Consider the following 19,458-nt stretch of genomic DNA (forward strand, 5'->3'; position numbering starts at 1 on the left):
GGCCCCGCGGCCCCTCCCCGCGTCCGAGGCGGCCGCCGGGCCCCGCGGCCCCGCCCCCGTCGCCGCCTACCGGCCCACAGCCGGGCCCATGCTCACCCGACTCCCCGTGGTCGCAGCCACCACCCGGCCCCCCGAACCCTCCCGCGCCGCCACCTACCGACGCACGGCCAGGCCGATGCTCACCCGACTCCCCGTGGTCGCAGCCACCACCGAAGCCACCGCCCGGCCCCGCACACCCGCCCCCGTCGCCACCTACCGACGCACGGCCAGGCCGATGCTCACCCGACTCCCCACCACCGAAGCCACCACCCGGCCCCGCACACCCGCCCCCGGCGCCACCCAGCCGGGCGCGGTCCGCCTCGTGGGCACGTGGCCCGTCATGCCCCGTCCCCTCCTGCGTGCCGATCGCGTCTCCGGGTCGCGCCGGCACCAGACAAGCCCGTTGGCCCGGGCGGCCGTTGACCGTGACCAGGCAGTCGAAGCAGACGCCGATCCCGCAGAAGACCCCACGCGGACGGCCCTCGCCGCGGGTGGTGCGCCAGGAGGTGACGCCCGCCGACCAGAGCACGGCGGCGACCGTCTGACCGGGCAGCGCCTCGACGGGGCGCCCGTCGAACGTGACCGTGAAGGCGGGTCCGGGCCGGGCTCCGGCCAGCTCCAGCGGATTGACACGGCCTCCTGGATTCACGCGGCCTCCTCGGCAAAGCGGTCGGGCCGGAACGGGGTCAGGTCCAGATCCGGCGCCCGGCCGGTCAGCGTCTGGGCGATCAGGTGGCCGGTACCCGTGGCCAGGCCGATGCCCGCGCCCTCGTGACCGCAGGCGTGCAGGAGTCCGGGCGCCCTCGGATCCGGACCGATCGCGGGCAGATGGTCCGGTAGATAGGGCCGGAAACCGGCGTAGGTCCGTATGGCCCTGACCTCGGCGAGGAACGGGAAGAGCCGCGTCGCACCCGCGGCGAGCGCCCGCAGCGCGGGGAGCGACAGGGTGCGGTCGAAGCCGACTCGTTCCCGGCTGGCGCCGATGAGGACCGGCCCGGCGGGCGTGCCCTCCACGACCGGGGAGGTCTGCAGCTCCGCGGAGTCGCTCGCGACGTCGGCTACGTAGTCGGCGGCGTACACCTTGTGCCGGACACGCGGCGGCAGCGGTTCGGTGACCAGCACGAAGCCACGCCGGGGCAGCACCGGCAGGGAAACCCCCGCACGGGCCGCCACTTCCCCGCCCCACGTGCCGGCCGCGTTGACGACCGCCGGCGCGTGGATGTCGCCCCGGCCGGTCCGCACCCCGCGCACCGCGCCACCGGGGCCGGCCAGCACCCCCGTCACCTCGCGGCCGGTGAGCAGCCGCGCCTTCGAGGCGCGCAGCAGGTGCGCCGCCGCCAGGGCGGGCATCACCTGGGCGTCCTGCGGGTAGTGCATGCCGCCCGCGAGGCCGGGAGCCAGATACGGCTCGAGTTCGAAGAGCCGGTCGGGCGGCACCGGGACCGCCTCGACCCCAGCCGCCCGTTGCCCGGCGGCGAGTTTCTCCAGCCCGGCGAGCGCCCGTTCGCCGCCGGCGACGACGACACCGCCCTTGGCCTCGTACTCGACGGCCTCCCCCAGCCCTTCCAGGGCCAGTTCGGCCCACAGCCGGGCGGACAGCAGAGCCAGTTCGAGCTCCGGTCCGGGCTCCTTGTCGGAGACGAGGAGGTTGCCCTCCCCCGCGCCGGTCGTACCACCGGCCACCGGGCCACGGTCCACCACGACGGTGTCCAGGCCCGCCCGGGCCGCGTACAGGGCGCAGGCGGCGCCCACCACTCCGGCTCCGACCACCACGACATCGCAGGTCAGCGGCTCGCTCACGCCAGTACTATGTCACACACCACACTCGGGGGGGGAATGGGGCGGAGGTGTGCGATGCCGGGGAGCGGTCAGCCGATCGCCGGGACCACAGTGAGGTGGGAGGCGTCACGGCGCGCCCGGCGGTACCGGGACGCAGGGCGCCGGGCCTCTCGCAGGACGAACGTGAGCCGGGTGCAGCCCAGTTCCTCGAGCGTCCTGCACGTCTCGGCGACGATCCGGCAGTCGGTGGCGCCCCAGCGCGGATCCGGGTGCAGCAGGGGGCGTACGGCACCGTCCTGTTCGACGGCGTCCTCGCCGACCGAGCGGATCCAGTGCGGCAGGCCGTGCCGGTAGGCGGCCTCCATGATCGGGTCCTGGGCGATGTCGCGCCTGATCGTCTGGAGCCCGTGGTCGGGGCCGTGGTTCTCCACGGCCCGCGCGAAGTGCGCGAGCATCGGCAGGCACCAGCTCGACTCGTGGTCGCCGAGCACCTCGGGGGCGTCGGGGTGGAACAGCACGAATCTGAGGAAGTTGTCGTCCGGCATGGCCGTGGGGTGCGGGCCGACGCCCCGGAAGAGTGACCGGAAGGCGCTGTTGGCCAGCACGACGTCCCAGCAGTGGTCGACGACGAGCGACGGGAAGGAGACCGCCTCCATGGACGCGGCGTAGTCCTCCAGGTAGGCCTGGACTTCGGGAGTCTCGGAGACGGGCCGCGGTGCCGGCCGCCGCCCTCCTGCCTGAAATGCCATCGGGAGGTCACCCCTCTTGCCTGTGCGGCCTTGACGCGGCGCCCCGATCCTGCTGCCCGGAGCTGAGGCGTGTCAACTATCGTGGCATTCCATGCCTGTTGACGGCTGAAATTGGCCACAGTTGTGGCGAGACCTGGATGTGAGTTCGAGGCACCGGCTACGCTCCGGTCAGTTCACGCCGGGGTAAGTCACGGCATCCACTTGTGAGAAGCCTGTGAGAGACGTAGGAGATCTGTCGGTGACGGGTGGCTTCGTCGAGGGTCCTGGCGCCACGCCGAAGGCCGTGCTGGCGGCCGTCGTCGCCCGTGTCACCGCGCTCGCCGACCGGCTCGGTGTGCCGCACGCCGAGGTCTTCGACACCGGCCGGCTGTCCGTCGCCTCCGGTGTCCCGGAACCTGTGGTCAAGGCCCTGCTCAGCGGCCGGCCGGCGGGCGAGCCCGACGTGCAGGCCCGGTTCCTGCAGCGCCTGGACCTGCTGCGCCGGACCCGGCTCAAGCCCAACGGCCGCAAGTACACCCAGCAGGAGATCGCCGACGGCGCGGGCATGTCCCGGCAGCAGGCCGGCGCCCTCATCAACGGTGACCGGCGGCCGACCATGGAGCACTGCGACGCGCTCCAGCGGTTCTTCAGAGTGCACGCCGGTTTTCTCACTGCCGAGGACCCCGAGGCGCTGGTGAGCGCCCTCCAGCACACCGAGCAGGAGCTGCTGCAGAAGCTCGCCGACCGCGAACGGGAGGCGGCCGCCGCTGCCGACGACCCGCTGGAGCGGCTGCTGCAGGACCACGGCGTGCGCGGCATCGCCTGGCGGGCCGCGCAGCTGCCCACCGACCAGCACCGCGACAAGGTCGCGGAGTGGCTGGACATGCTCCTGGAGAGCGTCAAGCGGCCCGAGTCGTGACCGTGGGGAGAACTGTGGGCATCGGTAAGGAAATGCGCCGTCTGTGCGGCGAGTTGGTCGCGGAGCTGACGCTCCCCGCACCGGCGAGGCCCGACGAGCTGTATGCCGCGCTGTGTGACGCCATGAGCAGACGCCGTGGCCGCCCCGTCCGCTTCCGTACGGCCGCCTTCCCACCCGGGACCGCGAGCGGGCTGTGGCTCGACATGGCCGAGCAGGACCTCGTGGTGATCGAGGAGCGCACGGCTCCCGAACACCAGTTGGTGATCCTCGGGCACGAGCTGTGGCACATGAAGGCCGGGCACTGCTCCCACCACGTCGAGGGCGCCGCCGTCGCGGCCCGGCTGCTCGACGCCGAGGCCGATCTCCAGGCCACCGTTCTGAAGGTCGCCGCCCGCACCCGTTTCGATCTGGACGACGAGCGGGACGCCGAGACCTTCGGCCTGCTGCTGGCCAGCAAGTGCCGGGCGTGGCTTGCGGGTTCGTCGCCGCGGGGGCCGGTGCAGCGGGACCACCTGGCGGGACGCATCGAGGCGTCGCTGGGGTATCCGGGGCCGCAGGGCTGACGATCGCCCACGGGCGGCTGACGTGCCGTTCCGCTTCCGCCGGGCGGGCGAACCAGGGGACGCCTGGCCCGGATTGTCAGTGGTGGACGGCAAGCTGGGGTCGCGCCCCTTCTGTGCGGGGGCGTGCGTGCCGCGAGGCGCGGGACCGATGACTCCGACACGGGGAGAGCCGACCGATGCCCACCGCCGTACTGACCGACCGTGAACGCGGAGCCGTCCAGGCGTATCTGCGCCTGCTGCACACCGTCCGGGCCTCCTTCGACCTCGAGACCGGGACGCCGGGCACCGTGCGGCCCCCGGTCGTGCCGCCCGCTGTTCTCGCCGAGGCGGAAGCGGCCCTCGATCGGGCGGGCCTGACGGGCAACGAGGAGGAGTTCTTCCAGCTGTTGCGGAGCTGGTGCCCGGAACCGGGGCCTTGAGCCGAGGCCCCGGAGAGAAGAGCGAGAGCCCGGGACCGCGGGTGGTCGCCTGACCGCGGCTCGTCCGGGGCTGATCGCGCGGTTCCCCGCGCCCCTTCGGGAGCGCGGGGAGCACACTCAGTCGTGCGGTACGGCGACCGCCGTCGCGACCAGGCCCCGCTCCGTGGTCCAGCGGCCGTCGAAGTGGTCGATGCGGCGGCCGCCCACCAGCGGTCCGGGGACGAGGAGCGCGGCGCGGAAGCCGCCGTCCGCGGTGAGTTCGATGTCGGCCTCCATGAAGTCCAGCCACTTCCCGGTGAGGGGGAACCACGCCTTGTAGACGGACTCCTTCGCGCTGAACAGCAGCCGGTCGAAGTGGACATCGGGGCGCCGGTCCGCCAGCCGCCGCAGGCGCTCCTCCTCGGACGGCAGGGCCACGGCGGACAGGACGCCCTCGGGCAGCGGCCCGTGGACCTCGGCGTCGATGCCGAGGGAGGCCAGGTCGGCGGCGCGGACCAGGGCCGCGGCGCAGTAGCCGTCGCAGTGGGTCATGCTGCCGGCCAGCCCGGCCGGCCAGCCCGGGGCGCCGCGCTCCCCCGGCAGGATCGGCTGGGGCGGCACGCCGAGCTTCTCCATGGCGCGGCGGGCACAGGAGCGTACGACGGAGAATTCCCGGCGGCGTTTGGCGACCGCCCGCGCCACGAGCGCCGCCTCCTCGGGGAACAGCGGTGTGTCCGCGTCGTCGTGGCCGTACGCCTCCACCGTGACCACGGTCTGCGGCAGAAGTCCCTCGATCATCGCTCCTCGCCCTCCCCCGGCAGGATGCGCCGCAACCGGCCCGGGGTTCCGGGCCGCTTGCGCCACTCGCGTGGATATCCCACCGACACCTCCTCGAAGCGCACGCCCTCGTGCCAGGTGGTGCGCGGGATGTGCAGGTGGCCGTAGACCATGGTGTGCACGCGGAACCTGCGGTGCCAGTCCGCGGTCAGGGTGGTGCCGCACCACATGGCGAACTCGGGGTACCACAGCACGTCGGTCGGATGCCGGTCCAGCGGGTAGTGGTTGACCGGGATCACGGGCAGCTCTCCGGGCAGTTCGGCGAGTCTTCGTTCGGTCTCGGCCACCCGGGCCCGGCACCAGGCCTCCCGGCTCGGATAGGGGTCGGGATGCAGCAGGTACTCGTCATTGCACACGATGCCCGTGCCGCGGGCGTACTCCAGGCCCTCCTCCTTGGTGGCGCACCCGGCCGGCAGGAACGAGTAGTCGTACAGCGTGAAGAGCGGGGCGACGGCCACCGGACCGCCGGGGCCCTCCCAGACGGGGTAGGGATCCTCCGGTGTCGTCACGCCGAGTTCCCGGCAGAGCTCGACCAGGTGCTCGTACCGGGCGACGCCGCGCAGGGTGACGGAGTCGCTCGGATGGGTCCACAGCTCGTGGTTGCCGGGCACCCACACCACCTTGCGGAAACGGCCGGCGAGAGTGTCGAGGGTCCAGCGGATGTCGGCCACGGTCTCCGCGACGTCACCGGCCACGAGCAGCCAGTCGTCGTCCGTCACGGGCCGCATCCGCTCGACCAGGGCACGGTTCTCCGGATAGCCGATGTGCAGATCGCTGATCGCCAGCAGCTGTGCGGCACCACCGGCCGTCGGCTTCATCTCCCGCCCCCCTATCGGCGCGCACCTGCGCGAACGACCCCACGAGATCACAGTCCCGTGCCGCTAACAAGGAGGCCCCGCGCCGAAGCGCGCCCGATCCGTAACGCTCGTGTTGCCGACACGGACCACCGAAGCCCTATGATCTGCCCAACACCACCGCTGAGGAGAGCCCTTCACAGGGGCTGCTTGGTGACCCTCCATTCGTCCTGCCCGGGCACGGGCCGCTCAGCCCTGCCCGCGAACCGTGAAAGGTGGCCTGCATGGGCTCACGCGTACGCGTCTGGCTCAACCGCACGTACGCGGAGAACGTGTTCTTCATGGATCAGCTGCGGAGAAATCCCAGCGACCGGGCCGTCGAGATCCACGCCACCCACGGCGACGCCGACTCGCCCGTACTGGCCGCGGCGGACACCGCCGACCTCGAACCCGAGGGCCTGTCCCCGGCCGGTTACGTCGAGTACGCGCTGAACCAGTGCGCACGGCGCGGCATCGACGTGTTCGTGCCCCGGCTGCACCAGGCGGCGGTCGTGGCGCACCGTGCCGAGTTCGAGGCGGCCGGTACGGCGGTGCTGGCGCCGCCGTCCGAGGCCGTGGCCGTCTTCCACGACAAGGTGGTCGCCTACGAGGCGGTCCAGGCGATCGGCGTGCCGGTGCCGCCGTGGTGGCGGGTCCGGTCGGAGAAAGAACTCGTCGCCGCCGTCGAGGAGTTGGAGTCCGACGGACATCGGGCGTGCTTCAAGCCGGCGTCCGGGGCGGGCGGGGTGGGCTTCCGGGTGATCACGCGCGCGCCCTTCTCGCTGACGCACCTGGAGGGGTTCCCGAGTCCTTACGTGCCCCTCGACCTGGTGGTGGAGGCGCTGCGGCGGGCCGAGGAGCCGGTGGACTGGCTGGTGATGCCGCGTCTGGAGCAGCCGGAGGTGTCGGTGGACTGCCTGACCGGTCCGGACGGCCGGGTCCGGATGGCCGTGGGCCGCACCAAGAACGGCCGCCGCCGGGGCTTCACCCTGCACGAGCAGTGGCTGGAGCCGGCCCGGCGGATCGCGGAGGGCTTCGGTCTGCACTACCTGTCCAACATCCAGTTCCGGATGCTGGGCGACCGGCCGGTCCTCATGGACGTCAACACCCGCCCGGCCGGCGGTCTGCACCAGCTGTCGCTGTGCGGCGTGAACGCCCCGTGGGCCGCCGTGCGGCTGGCGCTCGGTGATGACCCGGGCGAGGTCGTTCCCCCGTTCCTGGGCCAGGACTACACGGTGGTGTCGGGGCCGCGCCCGCTGCGGCCGGTGTCGCTGCCGCAGCAGCGGTCGGAGCCGGCCGAGTCGCTGCCCGGCCGGCAGCGGGCGGTACCGGCCGGTTCCGCCGTGTCTCTCTAGGCGCCGTACCCCCACGTCCTGGCCAGTTCCTTCAGGCGTGGGGGAAGTTCCACGTCCGGGTCGGCGGTGCGTGCGGTCTGGATGCGGCCGGACTTGATGGTGCTCGACCAGTCACCGAGCTGGGGGCGGAAGGTGCCGTGGTCCTTGCTGCCGTAGTCGAGCATCCCGGGCTCCCAGGGGAGGCCGAGGTACTCGCAGACGCCCCGGGTGACCTGCTCCGGCTCGGTGGTGAGCTCCTCGTAGGTGATCACGTGGGGGGCGAGGTTCTGCCGGGCCTCCTCGAGCTTCTCGCTGTAGTGGAGGACCTCGGCGCGCACGGCCTCGTGATCGGGGTCGGTGCGGCGGGCGGTGAGGGAGGTGACGACCGCGCCGGGGTGGCGGAGCAGCAGGATGTAGCGGGCGTGGGGCCAGCATCGGCGCAGGCGAGGCCAGATGAGCGTGTTCGGCGGGGTCTTGTCGACGATGACGTCCTTGCCGCTGCGGGTGAGTTCGAGGTGCAGCACCCGGTCCCACAGCACGTGCTCCAGCTCGTCCTTGTCGAGGTGGAGGGCGCGCATGGCCTCCGCGGTGAAGTCGCGGGAGAGGCTGACGTGCACGGTGCGCAGGTGCATCTCGTGCGGGGCGCGGACGCGGCTGTGGCTGTTGAGCAGGACGCGCAGCAGGGTCGAGCCGGAGCGCACCGACGACAGGACGAAGACCGGCGAGTCCACCAGCCGGGGGGCGAGCGGGGCGGTGTAGGTGTCGCCGGCCGGGCGGGGTCCCGGGATGGCGTCGAGCTCCCGGCGCGGTGGGCTGACCGCCTGCATCACCAGCCTTCCGCGACGCTTCAGTCCCTTGCCGATCGCGGCCATACGCGCATCTCGCACGGTGACACCTTTCTTTCGCGCTGTGCGTTCCGCATCCCAGGGGGGCCGGGCGAACTGAAGGTGTCGGTAAGGCGAACCGGCCTGCTCACGGGCGTCCACATACCGCCCGTGAGCAGGCCTGTCACCGTTTTCCTAAACTTTCGTCAGAACCGGCCGGCTCCGCGGTACAGCTCCAGTTCCCCTTCCAGTTCGACGGCGAGGACCGTGGCGTGCGGGTCGAGGTCCGTCGTCGCGGGAGGCTCGATCCAGAGGATGCCCGGCGTTTCGTGCAGGCCGCCGGTGACCCGGTGGGCCAGTTCGGTTCCGCTGCCCAGAACCGAGACCCTGCGGACCTTGCTGAGCAGGCCGCGGACGTTGGTCTCGGCGCGGGGTGCGTCGAAGAGGACGAGGTAGAGGGTGCGGCGGTCCTTGGAGAGGGTGCTCGGGCCGTAGTGATGGCCGGGCGGGAGGCCCCGTCCGGTGCCGTACACCGCCTCGGCGTGCCGGGCGATCCAGTCGCCGAGCCCCTCCAGCCGCTCCGCCTGTTCGGCCGGGATCGTGCCGTCCTCGCGCGGGCCGACGCTGAGGAGCAGGTTGCCTCCGCCGCCGATGGTCTCGGTGAAGTAGCGGATGAGCTGGTCGACCGACTTGTGGTTGTGGTCGTGGTGCTGGTGGCCCCAGGAGTCGTTGATGGTGAGGCACAGCTCCCAGGGGCCCTCGGGCGGGACCACCGGGGCGCCCTGTTCCGGCGTCGCGTAGTCGCCCTCGGAGAGCATGCGGGCGTTGAAGACGACGTCGGGGACCTCGGAGCGGATCATCGCGGCCAGTTCGGGGATACGCCACTGTTCCTCGCTGCGGTCCCACTCGCCGTCGAACCACATCAGGTCCGGCTTGTAGCGCCGGGTCAGCTCGCGGATCTGGCCGTCCCGGTAGGCCAGGAAGCGTTCCCAGGCGGCGGGGTCCTCGTCCTCGGCCGCCACCTCCGAGTAGCGGTTGTCCTCCAGCTCCGGCGGGCGGCCGGGCTTGCGGGTGGAGGCGTAGTCCGGGTGGCTCCAGTCCGAGTGCGAGTAGTACAGGCCGACCTTGAGGCCCTGCTCGCGCAGGGCGTCGGCGTAGCCGGCGATCAGGTCACGCCCCACGTTCAGGTCGCCGTGGGCGGTGTCCCACAGGGCGACGCCGTCGTGGTGGCGGCTGGTCAGCACGGCGTAGCGGGCGCCGGCCCGCGCGAAGAGCCTCGCCCAGTCGCGCGGCTCGTAGCGGGACGCCGTGAAGCGGTCGAACTGGGACATGTACTGGTCGTAGGGGACGATGTCGTCGTAGAACGACCAGGACTCCTGCACACCGTCCACGGCGTAGATGCCCCAGTGGACGAAGATGCCCAGCTTGGCGTCGGTGAACCAGGGTTGCACGGCCATGGGTCAGCCCCTGCGCAGCCGGAGTGTCAGGATCTGGAAGGGCCGCAGGGCGACGCGGACCCCGCCGTCGGCGATGACCGCGTCCTCGAGGGGTCGCTCCAGCAGGTCGGTGATCTGCGCGCCCGCGAGCGGGAAACCGGTGCGCAGGAGGCCCTCAGCCCGGCCGCCGCGTGACTCGTAGAGCCGTACGACGACATCGCCGGAGGTGTCGTCGGCGAGCTTGACCGCCTCCACCGTGACGCCGTCGCCGTCGACGGAGACGACGGGTGCGGGGGCGCCCGCCGCCTCGGCCGTCCGGAGCGGGAGGTTGAGGGCGTACCCCTCGGCGACGGCGTCGTCGATCGTCGCACCGGGCAGCAGCGCGTAGGTGAAGCGGTGGCGGCCCTGGTCGGCCTCGGGGTCCGGGATGCGCGGGGCGCGTACCAGGCTGAGGCGGACGGTGGTCGTGGTGCCGCCGTCCTCGCGGACCGTGCGGGAGACGTCGTGGCCGTAGGTGGAGTCGTTGATGACCGCCACGCCGTAGCCGGGTTCGCCGATGTGCACCCAGCGGTGGCCGGAGACCTCGAAGCGGGCCGCCTCCCAGCTGGTGTTGGTGTGCGTGGGCCGCTGGATGTGGCCGAACTGGATCTCGGCGGAGGAGTGCGGGGCGCGGATGTCGACCGGGAAGGCCGCCTTGAGGATCTTCTCGGTCTCGTGCCAGTCGATGTCCGTCTCGATGTCGATCCGCGGGCTGCCGGCCCGGACGGTGATCGTCTGGGTGATCTTCGAGCCCTTGCCGAAGTCCCGCTCGACACGGATCGCGCCGATGAGCGGGTCCTGCTCCACCACGGTCACGGAGGAGGCGTCGAGGAGGTCGGTGTAGCGGTTCCTGTAGTGCTTGTCGATGTCCCAGGCGTCCCAGTAGTTGGGCAGGTCGGTGTGCAGGCGCAGCAGGTTGCCCGGCTCGGCCAGGACCTCGCGGCCGGCCCGCAGGTCGCGGACGGACGAGAGGGTGCCGTCCTCCGCGACCTCGACGCGGACCAGCCCGTTGTCGAGGACCCGGCCGTTCACCGTCACGGGCCGCGGGGGCTCGGCGCCGGTGAGGGGCGCGGAGCCGCTCGCGGGCACCTGCACGTACACCGGTGCCCCGTCGGCGGTGCGGACCACCTCGGCGCGGTCATAGGGGCTGGTGTTGAAGACGCGGGGCCCGCCCGTGCCGAGCGCGGCCACCGCCTCGGTGGTCAGCGCCCGCAGCTCCTGGGCGACGCGCGCGTACTCGGCCTCGGCCTCGCGGTGCACCCAGGCGATGGAGGAGCCGGGCAGGATGTCGTGGAACTGGTGCAGCAGCACCGTCTTCCAGAGCCGGTCCAGCCTCTCGTACGGGTAGGCGTAGTCCGGCGCGTGCAGGGCGGCCGTGGTCGCCCACAGTTCGGCCTCGCGCAGGAGGTGTTCGGAGCGGCGGTTGCCCTGCTTGGTGCGGGCCTGGGAAGTGTAGGTGGCGCGGTGCAGCTCCAGGTAGAGCTCGCCGACCCAGACGGGCGCGTCCGGGTACTCCTCGCGGGCCTTGGCGAAGAACTCGTCGGGGTGCTCGACGACGACCTTGGCGGAGCCCTCCAGGTCGGCCAGCCGGCGGGCGCGTTCCATGATCTCGCGGGTGGGGCCGCCACCGCCGTCGCCCCAGCCGAAGGGCGCAAGGGAGCGGGAGGCACCGCCCTTCTCCGAGTAGTTGCGGACCGCGCGGGACATCTCCACGCCGCTGAAGCGGGCGTTGTAGGTGTCGACCGGCGGGAAGTGGGTGAAGATGCGGGTGCCGTCGATGCCCTCCCACCAGAAGGTGTGGTGGGGGAACTTGTTGGTCTGGTTCCAGGAGATCTTCTGGGTGAGGAACCACTCGTTGCCGGCGAGCTTGGCGATCTGCGGGTAGGCGGCGTTGTAGCCGAAGGAGTCCGGCAGCCAGACGCCCTTGGTCTCGATGCCGAAGTGGTCGATGAAGAACCGCTTGCCGTGGACGAACTGGCGGGCGACGGCCTCGCCGCCGGGCAGGTTGCCGTCGGACTCGACCCACATGCCGCCGACCGGCGCCCACTGGCCGTTCTTCACGGCCTCCTGGATGCGGGACCAGACCTTGGGGTAGTTGTCGCGCACCCATTCGTACTGCTGGGCCTGGGAGCAGGCGAAGATGAAGTCGTCGTACTCGTCGGCCAGGGACGTGACGTTGGAGAACGTGCGGGAGGTCTTGCGCTTGGTCTCGCGGATCGGCCAGAGCCAGGCGGAGTCGATGTGGGCGTGACCGACGCCGGAGACGGTGTGCGCGCTGGCGTGGGCGGGCTTGGACAGCGCCGGCTTCAGCGCTTGGCGCACCGAGGAGGCGGAGCCGGAGACGTCGTCCAGGTCCAGCAGGTCCATCGCCCGGTCGAGCGCGTGCGCGATCTCGTGCCGGCGCGGGTCGTGCTCGCCGAGTTCCAGCATCAGCTCGCGCAGCACCTGGACGTCGAGGTCGAGGTGCCAGACCTCCTCGTCCAGGATGGCGAGGTCGGCGGCGCGGAAGGTGTAGAGGGGCTTGTCGCCCGCGGTCAGCCTGTCCCCGAGGGGCGTGGGCTTGGAGAAGTTGTCGGCGAGGATGTCCGGGTTGGAGGCGGCCTCGACCAGGTATGCGACCGTCTCGCCGCCGGTCGCCGGGTTGGCGATCGCCACGTACTGGTTGAGGGGGTTGACGGCCTTCAGCGGGGTGCCGTCGAGGAGGTGGACCAGCGCCTCGGCCTGGTTGCCTGGCCAGTCGCCCGTGAAGCCGAGGTCGATCACGGCCTCGACGCGGCGGCCCGCCCAGTCCTCGGGCACCCGGCCGCGCATGCGGAACCAGGTGGTGCCCCAGGGCGGGCCCCACGGGGTGCCCATCGAGAACGGCTGGTACGAGGCGGCGGCGGCCTCCTCGAACGGGACCGGCTCCCCCGGGGCCTGCCAGGCCTCCACCTCGAAGGGGACGGTGGCCGCGTAGATCGCGGCCTTGATGCGCTGGTCGTGGAGGCGCTGCACGCGCTCTTCGATCCGGCGGCTTTCGTCGTGCATGAGAAGTTCTCCAGGAAGCGGGAAGAGCGGGCGGGAAAGCGCTTACCAAGCGGCGCTCACCTAAGGTACGCGAGCCCGGGATGGACCTCGGTGTAGCCCTCGACGAGCCGGCGGGCCACGTTGACGGAGTCGACCAGCGGGTGCAGGGCGAAGGCCTTGACGGCGGTGGCGCGGGAGCCGGAGTCGGTGGCTGCCAGCACCTCGCGCTCGACGGCCTTGACCGCGCAGACCAGTCCGGTGGCGTGGCCGGGCAGCGGGTCGACGGTGACGGGGTGGGCGCCGTTGGCGTCGACGAGGCAGGGGACCTCGATGACCGCGTCCGTGTCCAGGACCGACAGGGTGCGCTGGTTGCGGACGTTGAGGATCAGCGTGGTGCGCTCGTCCCGGGCGATCGCCCGCATCAGCGCCAGGGCGACCTTCTCGTAGCCGCCGGACAGGTCGTCCTCGTCGCGTTCACCGGCGCCCGCGCTCTCGCGGTTCTCGGCCATGTAGGTGGCCTCGCGCTCGGCCCGGGTCCGGTCCCACACCTTCAGGGCGGGGGCGTCCGGGTTCTGCATCTCGGCGTAGAAGCGGGCCTGCTGGTCGCGCAGGAAGGCGCCGCGGGTCTTCTCGGCCTGCTGGTAGGCGCGGACGGCTTCCCGGTTGAAGTAGTAGTAGTGCAGGTACTCGTTGGGGATCGCGCCCAGGGACCGCAGCCAGTCGGCGCCGAAGAGCTTGCCCTCCTCGAAGGAGCCGAGCAGGTCGGGGTCGGCGAGCAGGCGCGGGAGCTCGTCCCGGCCGGCGACGCGCAGGCCGCGCACCCAGCCGAGGTGGTTGAGCCCGACGTAGTCGATCCACGCCTCGTTCGGGTTCGCGCCGAGCACCCGGGCGATGCGGCGGCCGAGGCCGACCGGGGAGTCGCAGATGCCGATGACGCGGTCGCCGAGATGGCGGGACATCGCCTCGGTGACCAGTCCGGCCGGGTTGGTGAAGTTGATGACCCAGGCGTCGGGCGCGAGCCGTGCCACCCGCCGGGCGATGTCGACGGCGACGGGGACCGTGCGCAGGCCGTAGGCGATGCCGCCGGCGCCGACGGTCTCCTGGCCCAGCACGCCCTCGGCCAGGGCCACCCGCTCGTCGTCCGCGCGGCCCTGGAGGCCGCCGACGCGGATCGCGGAGAAGACGAAGTCGGCGCCGCGCAGCGCCTCGTCGAGATCGGTGGTGGCGGTGACCTCGGGCGCGTCGGGGACACCGGCCGCCTGCTCGGCGAGGACACGTGTCACCGCCGACAGCCGCCCGGCGTCCAGATCGTGCAGGACGACGTGCGTCACCCGGCCCTCGGCGTGGTCCCGAAGGAGCGCCCCGTACACCAGCGGCACGCGGAAGCCTCCGCCGCCGAGAATCGTCAGCTTCACCGGGTTCCTCCGATTCGGTGGGCCACGCGCGGCACGTCGTGACGACCAGGCACGCGCCACCTGCTTGAACTTGCTTGCTGTCCGCTGAGCGGCCGGGCGGCCCGAGCCAGGCACTGCCCCGCCCCGGCCGGAGGAGGGTTCACGTCTGCACCCTTCCCGCCACGACGACCTCGACGCCCGCCTCCTGCAAGGACGCGCGCGTCACCATGTCGACCGGCTCGTTCGTCACCACCACGTCCAGGTCCTCGGGACCGCAGACCTTCGCCATCCCGTGCCCGGGGAACTTCGCCGCGTCGGCGAGCAGGACGACCTTGTCGCCCGCCTTGATCATGGCCCGCTTCACCGGCACCTCCACGACCGTCGTGTCCATCACGTGCCCGCCGGGCCGCACCCCGCTGGTGCCGAGGAAGAGCCAGTCGGCGTGCAGCTGGCGCAGGTTGTCCTCGGTGAGGAAACCGACCAGGGAGCGGTACTCACGGCGGACCATGCCGCCGAGCAGGACCAGCTCGATGCCCTCGTCGTCGGCGAGTTCCTCGTAGACCACCAGGTTGCTGGTGATCACGGTGAGCCGGCGGCCGTGCAGCTGCCTGGCCAGGCGGTAGGCGGTCGTCCCGATGTCCAGCAGCACCGACTGGCCGTCGCTGATCATCGCCGCGGCGCGCTCCGCTATGGCGTCCTTGTCGGCGACGCGCACCTCCGCGACCTCGGCGAAGGGCTGGTCGCCCTCCTCGACCACGGCACCGCCGTGCACGCGGGTGAGCAGTCCGTCTTCTTCAAGTTTGACCAGGTCACGCCTGACCGTGGCGGGGCTCACGCCCAGCTGCTCGGAGAGATCGGTCACGGCCGCGGGCCCGCCGGCGCGCAGGGCCCGCAGGATGAGTTGGTGTCGTCGTTCTGCCAGCACGGCGTGAACAGTACTCGTCATTCTCAATCATTTCTATGCTCAGTTCTGCTCGGGTATTGACCAATCTCTCCGAGCGGCGCACGATTCCGGTCACTGAAATGAAGAGTTTTGACGATCTCCGTCGAAGCCGTGAGCGAGAGGACACATCCGTGGACGATGACCGGCCCGATGTGCTGCTGACCGGGCTGCTCTTCTACGACCTCGTCCTCACAGGGCTCGGGAAGCCTCCGACCCCGGGCGAGGAGATCTGGACGCGGGGCATGGGCTGCGGCCCGGGCGGCATCGCCAACCTGGCCGTGGCCGCCGCCCGCTTCGGCCTGCGTACCTCACTGGCCACGGTGTTCGGCGACGACTTCTACGGCGCGTACTGCCGGGACGTCCTGTGCGGCCAGGAAGGCGTCGACCTCTCGCTCTCCCGTACGGCGGACGGCTGGCCGACCCCGGTCACCGTCTGTGTCGCCCACGGCCACGACCGCGCCCTCATCACCCACGGCCAGGAGCCGCCGCACTCGCAGGACGATCTGGTGCGCGACCCGCCCCGGGCACGTACCGCGCTGGTGCACCTCGAGGCGCGGCCGCGCGACTGGCTCGCCAAGGCCGCCGCGAACGGCACGCGGGTCTACGCCGATGTCGGCTGGGATCCCACCCAGCAGTGGTCGACGGCCCTGCTGGAACAGCTCGCCCTGTGCCACGCCTTCCTGCCGAACGAGGCGGAGGCCATGGCCTACACCCGCACCGAGAGCGCGGTGGCCGCGCTCTTCACGCTGTCCGAGCTGGTCCCGGTCGCCGTGGTCACCCGGGGCGGCGAGGGCGCGATGGCCGTCGACCAGATCACCGGCGAGTACGCGGAGGTGCCCGCCCTCGACGTGGACGTGCTGGACGCCACTGGTGCCGGGGACGTCTTCGGCGCCGCGTTCGTCACCGCCTCACTCGGCGGCTGGCCGCTGGCGCAGCGGCTGCGGTTCGCGGTGCTCGCCGCCGGGCTGTCCGTCCGGCACCACGGCGGGGCGCCGGCCGCCCCCGGCTGGTACGGCGTGGACCGCTGGTGGCGCTCCCTGACCGACCCCGAACTGAAGCGGGCCTACGGCTTCCTGACCGACCGCATCCCGGCGGATGCCGGCCCGCCCGTGCGGTACGCCCCTGTCACTCCGCCGGCCCCTCACACGTCCGTCGGCCCACGCGCCTGCGAACGGCGGCACTGATTCCTCCCCCGTCCCCTCAGCACGTCAACAGCAGGAGAGACCCGTGGACCTTTCCCGTAGACGCTTCCTCCAGGCCGCCGCGTTCACCGCCGCCGCCTCCGGCCTGACCGTGGCCTGCGGCAACGGCTCAGGATCGGCCGGCGGCAAGAACGGCAAGAGCCTCACCTTGTGGTACTGGGGAGGCGCGCTCAGCGACAAGGTGGTCGCCGAGGCGAAGACGCACTTCGGCAAGGACGTGAAGCTGACCGTGGCCTCCATAGGCGGCGACTTCAAGTCGAAGCTCACCACCACCCTCGCGGCGGGTACCTCGGTGCCCGACATCACCGGCATCAAGGGCGAGGACATGGCGTCCTTCCTGCCCAACGCGAACCGCTTCCTCGACCTGAACGAGCTGGGTTTCAAGGAGGTCTCCTCGAAGTACCTGGACTGGAAGACCAAGCTCGCCCGGACCGAGGACGGCAAGCAGATCGGTTTCCCGATCGACATCGGCCCCACCGCTCTCTTCTTCCGCGCGGACCGCTTCGACAAGGCCGGGCTGCCCACCGACCCGGACAAGGTCGCCGCCGAGGCCGGAACCTGGGAGGACTACTTCGCCCTCGGCGTCGAGCTGCGCAAGAAGGTGCCCGGCACCTACCTGATCAACAACATCAGCTCGGTGTTCAACATCGCGGTGGGGCAGGGCACCGAGCGGTTCATCGACAGGGACAACCGCTTCATCGGCGACCAGGACCACATCCGCAAGGCGTGGACCACGGCGATCCGCCCCTACACCCTCGGCATCGACGCCAAGATCAACGACAACACCTGGAACGCCGCCGTCGGCAAGAGCCTGAACACCGAGCTCGGCGCGGCCTGGCACGCGCTGGACATCGAGCAGGCGGCCCCCGGCACCAAGGGCAAGTGGCGGGTGTGCGCGACGCCCGGCGGACCGGCCAACCAGGGCGGCTCCTACCTGGCCCTGCCCAAGCAGTGCCGGAACCCCGAAGAGGCGTTCAAGATCATCAGCTGGATCCTCAGCCCGGAGAACGACGCCCGGGGCTTCACCGACGCCGCGATCTTCCCGGCCGCGCCCGCCGCGTACTCCATGCCGGCCATGACGGGCGGCGACCCCTTCTTCGGCGGGCAGAAGGTCATCGAGGTGTTCGGCCCCGCCGCCAAGGCCATCCCGGCCAGTTACGAGGCACCCGCCGACGCCGCCGTCATGGCGCCCTACATGACCGCCCTGACCAGCATCGAGGCCAAGGGCAGGAATCCCGATGACGCCTGGAAGGACGCGGTCGGCCAGGCCAGGCAGATCGCCCGGCGACAGGGGGTGAAGTGAGGTGACGTCACCTCCGGTCACCGGCCCCGCCGTGGCGCCCCGGCACCGCGGCGGGCCGGGCCCGGCCCGCTTCCGTCCGCGGCGCACACCGCCGGCGGGCACCGCGCGGCGGGCGCGTCGCGGAGTACTGGCCCACTGGCGGCAGTACCTGGCGATCTCCCCCTTCTTCCTGATCTTCGGCGCCTTCTCGTTCTTCCCGGTCTTCTACTCGCTGTACCTCGCCTTCCAGCGCTGGGACGGCATGGGCACCATGCAGTTCGTGGGCCTGGACCAGTTCCGGTTCCTTCTGGACGACCCGGTCTTCTGGATGTCGATCCGCAACACGCTGGCGATCTGGGTCCTGTCCACCGTCCCCACGCTGTTCGGCGCCCTGGTGCTGGCGACGCTGCTGCATTCGGTGCGGCGCTTCAAGGGCTTCTACCGCATCGCCCTCTACATACCGAACGTCACCTCGATCGTCGCCGTGGCGATCTTCTTCGGCGCCGTGTTCAGCAACAACTTCGGCCTGGTCAACGCGATCCTGGGCACGGTCGGCATCCCACCCGTCCCGTGGCTGAGCAATCCGTGGCTGATCAAACTGGTCATCGCGCTGCTGATGACCTGGATGTGGACCGGCTACAACATGATCATCTACCTGGCGGGCCTCCAGGCCATTCCCACGCAGATCTACGAGGCCGCGAAGCTGGACGGCGCCGGGCCGGTCCGCACGTTCTTCCAGATCACGGTGCCGATCATGCGGCCCATCATCCTGTTCACGGTCGTCATCTCGACCATCAACGGCCTGCAGAGCTTCAGCGAACCCCAGGTCCTGTTCGGCAGCAACGCCGCCAACCCGAACCTCGGCGGTCCGGGCCAGGCGGGTCTGACCACGCTGCTGTACTTCTACCAGTCGGCCTTCGTCAACAACGACTACGGCTACGGCGCCGCCATCGTGTGGGCCTTCTTCGTACTGATCTTGGTGCTGGTCGTCGTCAACTGGCGTCTCGTCCAGCGCGGGAGGAAGTCATGACCGCACTGCTCAAGAGGCGGTCACGGCGCCCCAAGGGCCTGACCGCGCACATCGTCCTCGGCCTGGCCGTGCTGATCTCGGTCTTCCCGTTCGTGTGGACGATCGTCATGGCGACGAACACGACCCAGGACATCTACAAGAGCCCGCCGAAGCTCACCTTCGGTTCGCATCTGCTGGAGAACGTCCGGCACGTGCTCGACACCATCGACTTCTTCGGGTCGATGCTGAACACGGTCGTCGTCGCGTCCGTCACCACCGTCCTGGTCCTGTTCGTCGACTCCCTGGCGGCCTTCGCCTTCGCCAAGTTCGACTTCCCCGGACGCAAGGCGCTGTTCGCCACGCTGGTGGGGTTCATGATGCTGCCGCTGCAGCTGGCCGTCCTCCCGCAGTTCATCCTCATGTCCGACATCGGCTGGGTCGGTACGCTCAAGGCGCTGATCCCACCCGCCCTGGCCAACGCCTTCGGCATCTTCTGGCTGCGCCAGTACGTGCAGAACGGCGTACCGGACGAACTCCTCGACGCGGCGCGCATCGACGGCGCCGGGTTCTTCCGCCAGTACTGGAACATCGTGCTGCCGATGATCAGGCCCGCGCTGTCCTTCCTCGCCATCTACGCCTTCGTCGGTGCCTGGAACGACTACATCTGGCCGCTCGTCGTGCTCACCGACCCCAGCCACCTCACCCTCCAGGTGACACTCGCCCAGCTCCACGTCGGCCACACCACCGACTACAGCATGGTCATGGCGGGCGTGCTCATGGCGTCCATTCCCCTGGTCGTGGTGTTCACCATCTTCGCCCGCGGCTTCATCGCTGGCGCCACCGAGGGAGCGGTACAGGGGACCTGAGGGCCGCGCCCCGACAGGGGCGTCCGG

The 19,458-nt window shown here is 71.2% G+C and carries 17 protein-coding genes and 1 pseudogene; 8 read left to right on the forward strand and 10 right to left on the reverse strand.

Annotated features, from left to right (window positions below; all coding sequences use genetic code 11):
* Window positions 1–376: 376 nt before the first annotated feature.
* The 3 genes and pseudogenes from IE212_RS33100 to IE212_RS33110 form a co-directional block, all read right to left on the reverse strand.
* Window positions 377–688 (reverse strand): annotated as a pseudogene (locus IE212_RS33100) ((2Fe-2S)-binding protein); the annotation flags it as partial.
* The gene (locus IE212_RS33105; protein ID WP_190201690.1) at window positions 685–1,839 is read right to left on the reverse strand and encodes an NAD(P)/FAD-dependent oxidoreductase; all 1,155 of its coding nucleotides are present in this window, start codon (window positions 1,837–1,839) and stop codon (window positions 685–687) included. The gene IE212_RS33105 and the pseudogene IE212_RS33100, both read right to left, overlap by 4 nt.
* A gap of 68 nt (window positions 1,840–1,907) precedes the next feature.
* Window positions 1,908–2,567, reverse strand: coding sequence for an MmyB family transcriptional regulator (locus IE212_RS33110; RefSeq protein WP_190201691.1), 660 nt, complete (start codon window positions 2,565–2,567; stop codon window positions 1,908–1,910).
* Window positions 2,568–2,805: 238 nt separating this feature from the next.
* On the opposite strand from IE212_RS33110, the gene IE212_RS33115 reads away from it, so the two are divergent.
* The 3 genes from IE212_RS33115 (at window position 2,806) to IE212_RS33125 (ending at window position 4,447) form a co-directional block, all read left to right on the forward strand.
* A complete protein-coding gene (locus IE212_RS33115; protein ID WP_190201692.1) occupies window positions 2,806–3,465 on the forward strand; it encodes a helix-turn-helix domain-containing protein in 660 nt (219 codons plus the stop codon).
* Between the two features lie 32 nt (window positions 3,466–3,497).
* On the forward strand, window positions 3,498–4,028 hold the full coding sequence (locus IE212_RS33120; protein WP_190201722.1) for a toxin-antitoxin system, toxin component: 531 nt from the start codon (window positions 3,498–3,500) through the stop codon (window positions 4,026–4,028).
* Between the two features lie 176 nt (window positions 4,029–4,204).
* Window positions 4,205–4,447 carry a hypothetical protein gene (locus IE212_RS33125; protein ID WP_190201693.1) on the forward strand — a complete coding sequence of 81 codons (243 nt, stop codon included), beginning with the start codon at window positions 4,205–4,207 and terminating at the stop codon, window positions 4,445–4,447.
* Window positions 4,448–4,564: 117 nt separating this feature from the next.
* On the opposite strand, the gene IE212_RS33130 is transcribed toward IE212_RS33125, so the two are convergent.
* Together IE212_RS33130 and IE212_RS33135 are read right to left on the reverse strand one after the other, a co-directional pair.
* Window positions 4,565–5,224, reverse strand: coding sequence for a 4'-phosphopantetheinyl transferase family protein (locus IE212_RS33130; protein WP_190201694.1), 660 nt, complete (start codon window positions 5,222–5,224; stop codon window positions 4,565–4,567).
* Window positions 5,221–6,081: a metallophosphoesterase family protein gene (locus IE212_RS33135; RefSeq protein ID WP_190201695.1), complete on the reverse strand. Its 861-nt coding sequence runs from the start codon at window positions 6,079–6,081 to the stop codon at window positions 5,221–5,223. The genes IE212_RS33130 and IE212_RS33135 overlap by 4 nt, the downstream gene beginning before the upstream one ends.
* A gap of 260 nt (window positions 6,082–6,341) precedes the next feature.
* Between IE212_RS33135 and IE212_RS33140 the strand changes: the two genes are divergently transcribed.
* The gene (locus IE212_RS33140; RefSeq protein ID WP_190201696.1) at window positions 6,342–7,451 is read left to right on the forward strand and encodes an ATP-grasp domain-containing protein; all 1,110 of its coding nucleotides are present in this window, start codon (window positions 6,342–6,344) and stop codon (window positions 7,449–7,451) included.
* On the opposite strand, the gene IE212_RS33145 is transcribed toward IE212_RS33140, so the two are convergent.
* The 5 genes from IE212_RS33145 to IE212_RS33165 all read right to left on the reverse strand — a co-directional run bounded on the left by IE212_RS33145 (window position 7,448) and on the right by IE212_RS33165 (window position 15,054).
* Complete coding sequence (locus IE212_RS33145) at window positions 7,448–8,317, reverse strand: sulfotransferase family protein (protein WP_229864689.1); 870 nt, start codon at window positions 8,315–8,317, stop codon at window positions 7,448–7,450. The genes IE212_RS33140 and IE212_RS33145 overlap by 4 nt on opposite strands.
* 143 nt (window positions 8,318–8,460) lie before the next feature.
* Window positions 8,461–9,711 (reverse strand): alpha-L-fucosidase, encoded by a 1,251-nt coding sequence (locus tag IE212_RS33150; RefSeq protein WP_190201697.1) that lies wholly within the window; start codon window positions 9,709–9,711, stop codon window positions 8,461–8,463.
* Between the two features lie 3 nt (window positions 9,712–9,714).
* The gene (locus tag IE212_RS33155; protein WP_190201698.1) at window positions 9,715–12,756 is read right to left on the reverse strand and encodes an alpha-mannosidase; all 3,042 of its coding nucleotides are present in this window, start codon (window positions 12,754–12,756) and stop codon (window positions 9,715–9,717) included.
* Between the two features lie 56 nt (window positions 12,757–12,812).
* On the reverse strand, window positions 12,813–14,150 hold the full coding sequence (locus IE212_RS33160) for a 6-phospho-beta-glucosidase (RefSeq protein ID WP_190201699.1): 1,338 nt from the start codon (window positions 14,148–14,150) through the stop codon (window positions 12,813–12,815).
* Window positions 14,151–14,289: 139 nt separating this feature from the next.
* Window positions 14,290–15,054, reverse strand: coding sequence for a DeoR/GlpR family DNA-binding transcription regulator (locus IE212_RS33165; protein ID WP_190201724.1), 765 nt, complete (start codon window positions 15,052–15,054; stop codon window positions 14,290–14,292).
* A gap of 149 nt (window positions 15,055–15,203) precedes the next feature.
* Here IE212_RS33165 and IE212_RS33170 point away from each other — a divergent pair, with 149 nt between their 5' ends.
* The 4 genes from IE212_RS33170 to IE212_RS33185 are packed head-to-tail and all read left to right on the forward strand — an operon-like array spanning window position 15,204 to window position 19,431.
* Window positions 15,204–16,256, forward strand: coding sequence for a carbohydrate kinase family protein (locus IE212_RS33170; protein WP_190201700.1), 1,053 nt, complete (start codon window positions 15,204–15,206; stop codon window positions 16,254–16,256).
* A gap of 43 nt (window positions 16,257–16,299) precedes the next feature.
* Window positions 16,300–17,577 (forward strand): ABC transporter substrate-binding protein, encoded by a 1,278-nt coding sequence (locus IE212_RS33175; protein WP_190201701.1) that lies wholly within the window; start codon window positions 16,300–16,302, stop codon window positions 17,575–17,577.
* A 1-nt stretch (window position 17,578) separates the two neighbouring features.
* The gene (locus tag IE212_RS33180) at window positions 17,579–18,586 is read left to right on the forward strand and encodes a carbohydrate ABC transporter permease (RefSeq protein WP_229864690.1); all 1,008 of its coding nucleotides are present in this window, start codon (window positions 17,579–17,581) and stop codon (window positions 18,584–18,586) included.
* The gene (locus tag IE212_RS33185) at window positions 18,583–19,431 is read left to right on the forward strand and encodes a carbohydrate ABC transporter permease (RefSeq protein WP_190201702.1); all 849 of its coding nucleotides are present in this window, start codon (window positions 18,583–18,585) and stop codon (window positions 19,429–19,431) included. Before IE212_RS33180 ends, IE212_RS33185 begins: the two co-directional genes overlap by 4 nt.
* The last annotated feature ends 27 nt before the right edge of the window (window positions 19,432–19,458 follow it).

Source organism: Streptomyces djakartensis (assembly GCF_014651075.1).
GTDB classification, from domain to species: Bacteria; Actinomycetota; Actinomycetes; order Streptomycetales; family Streptomycetaceae; genus Streptomyces; species Streptomyces djakartensis.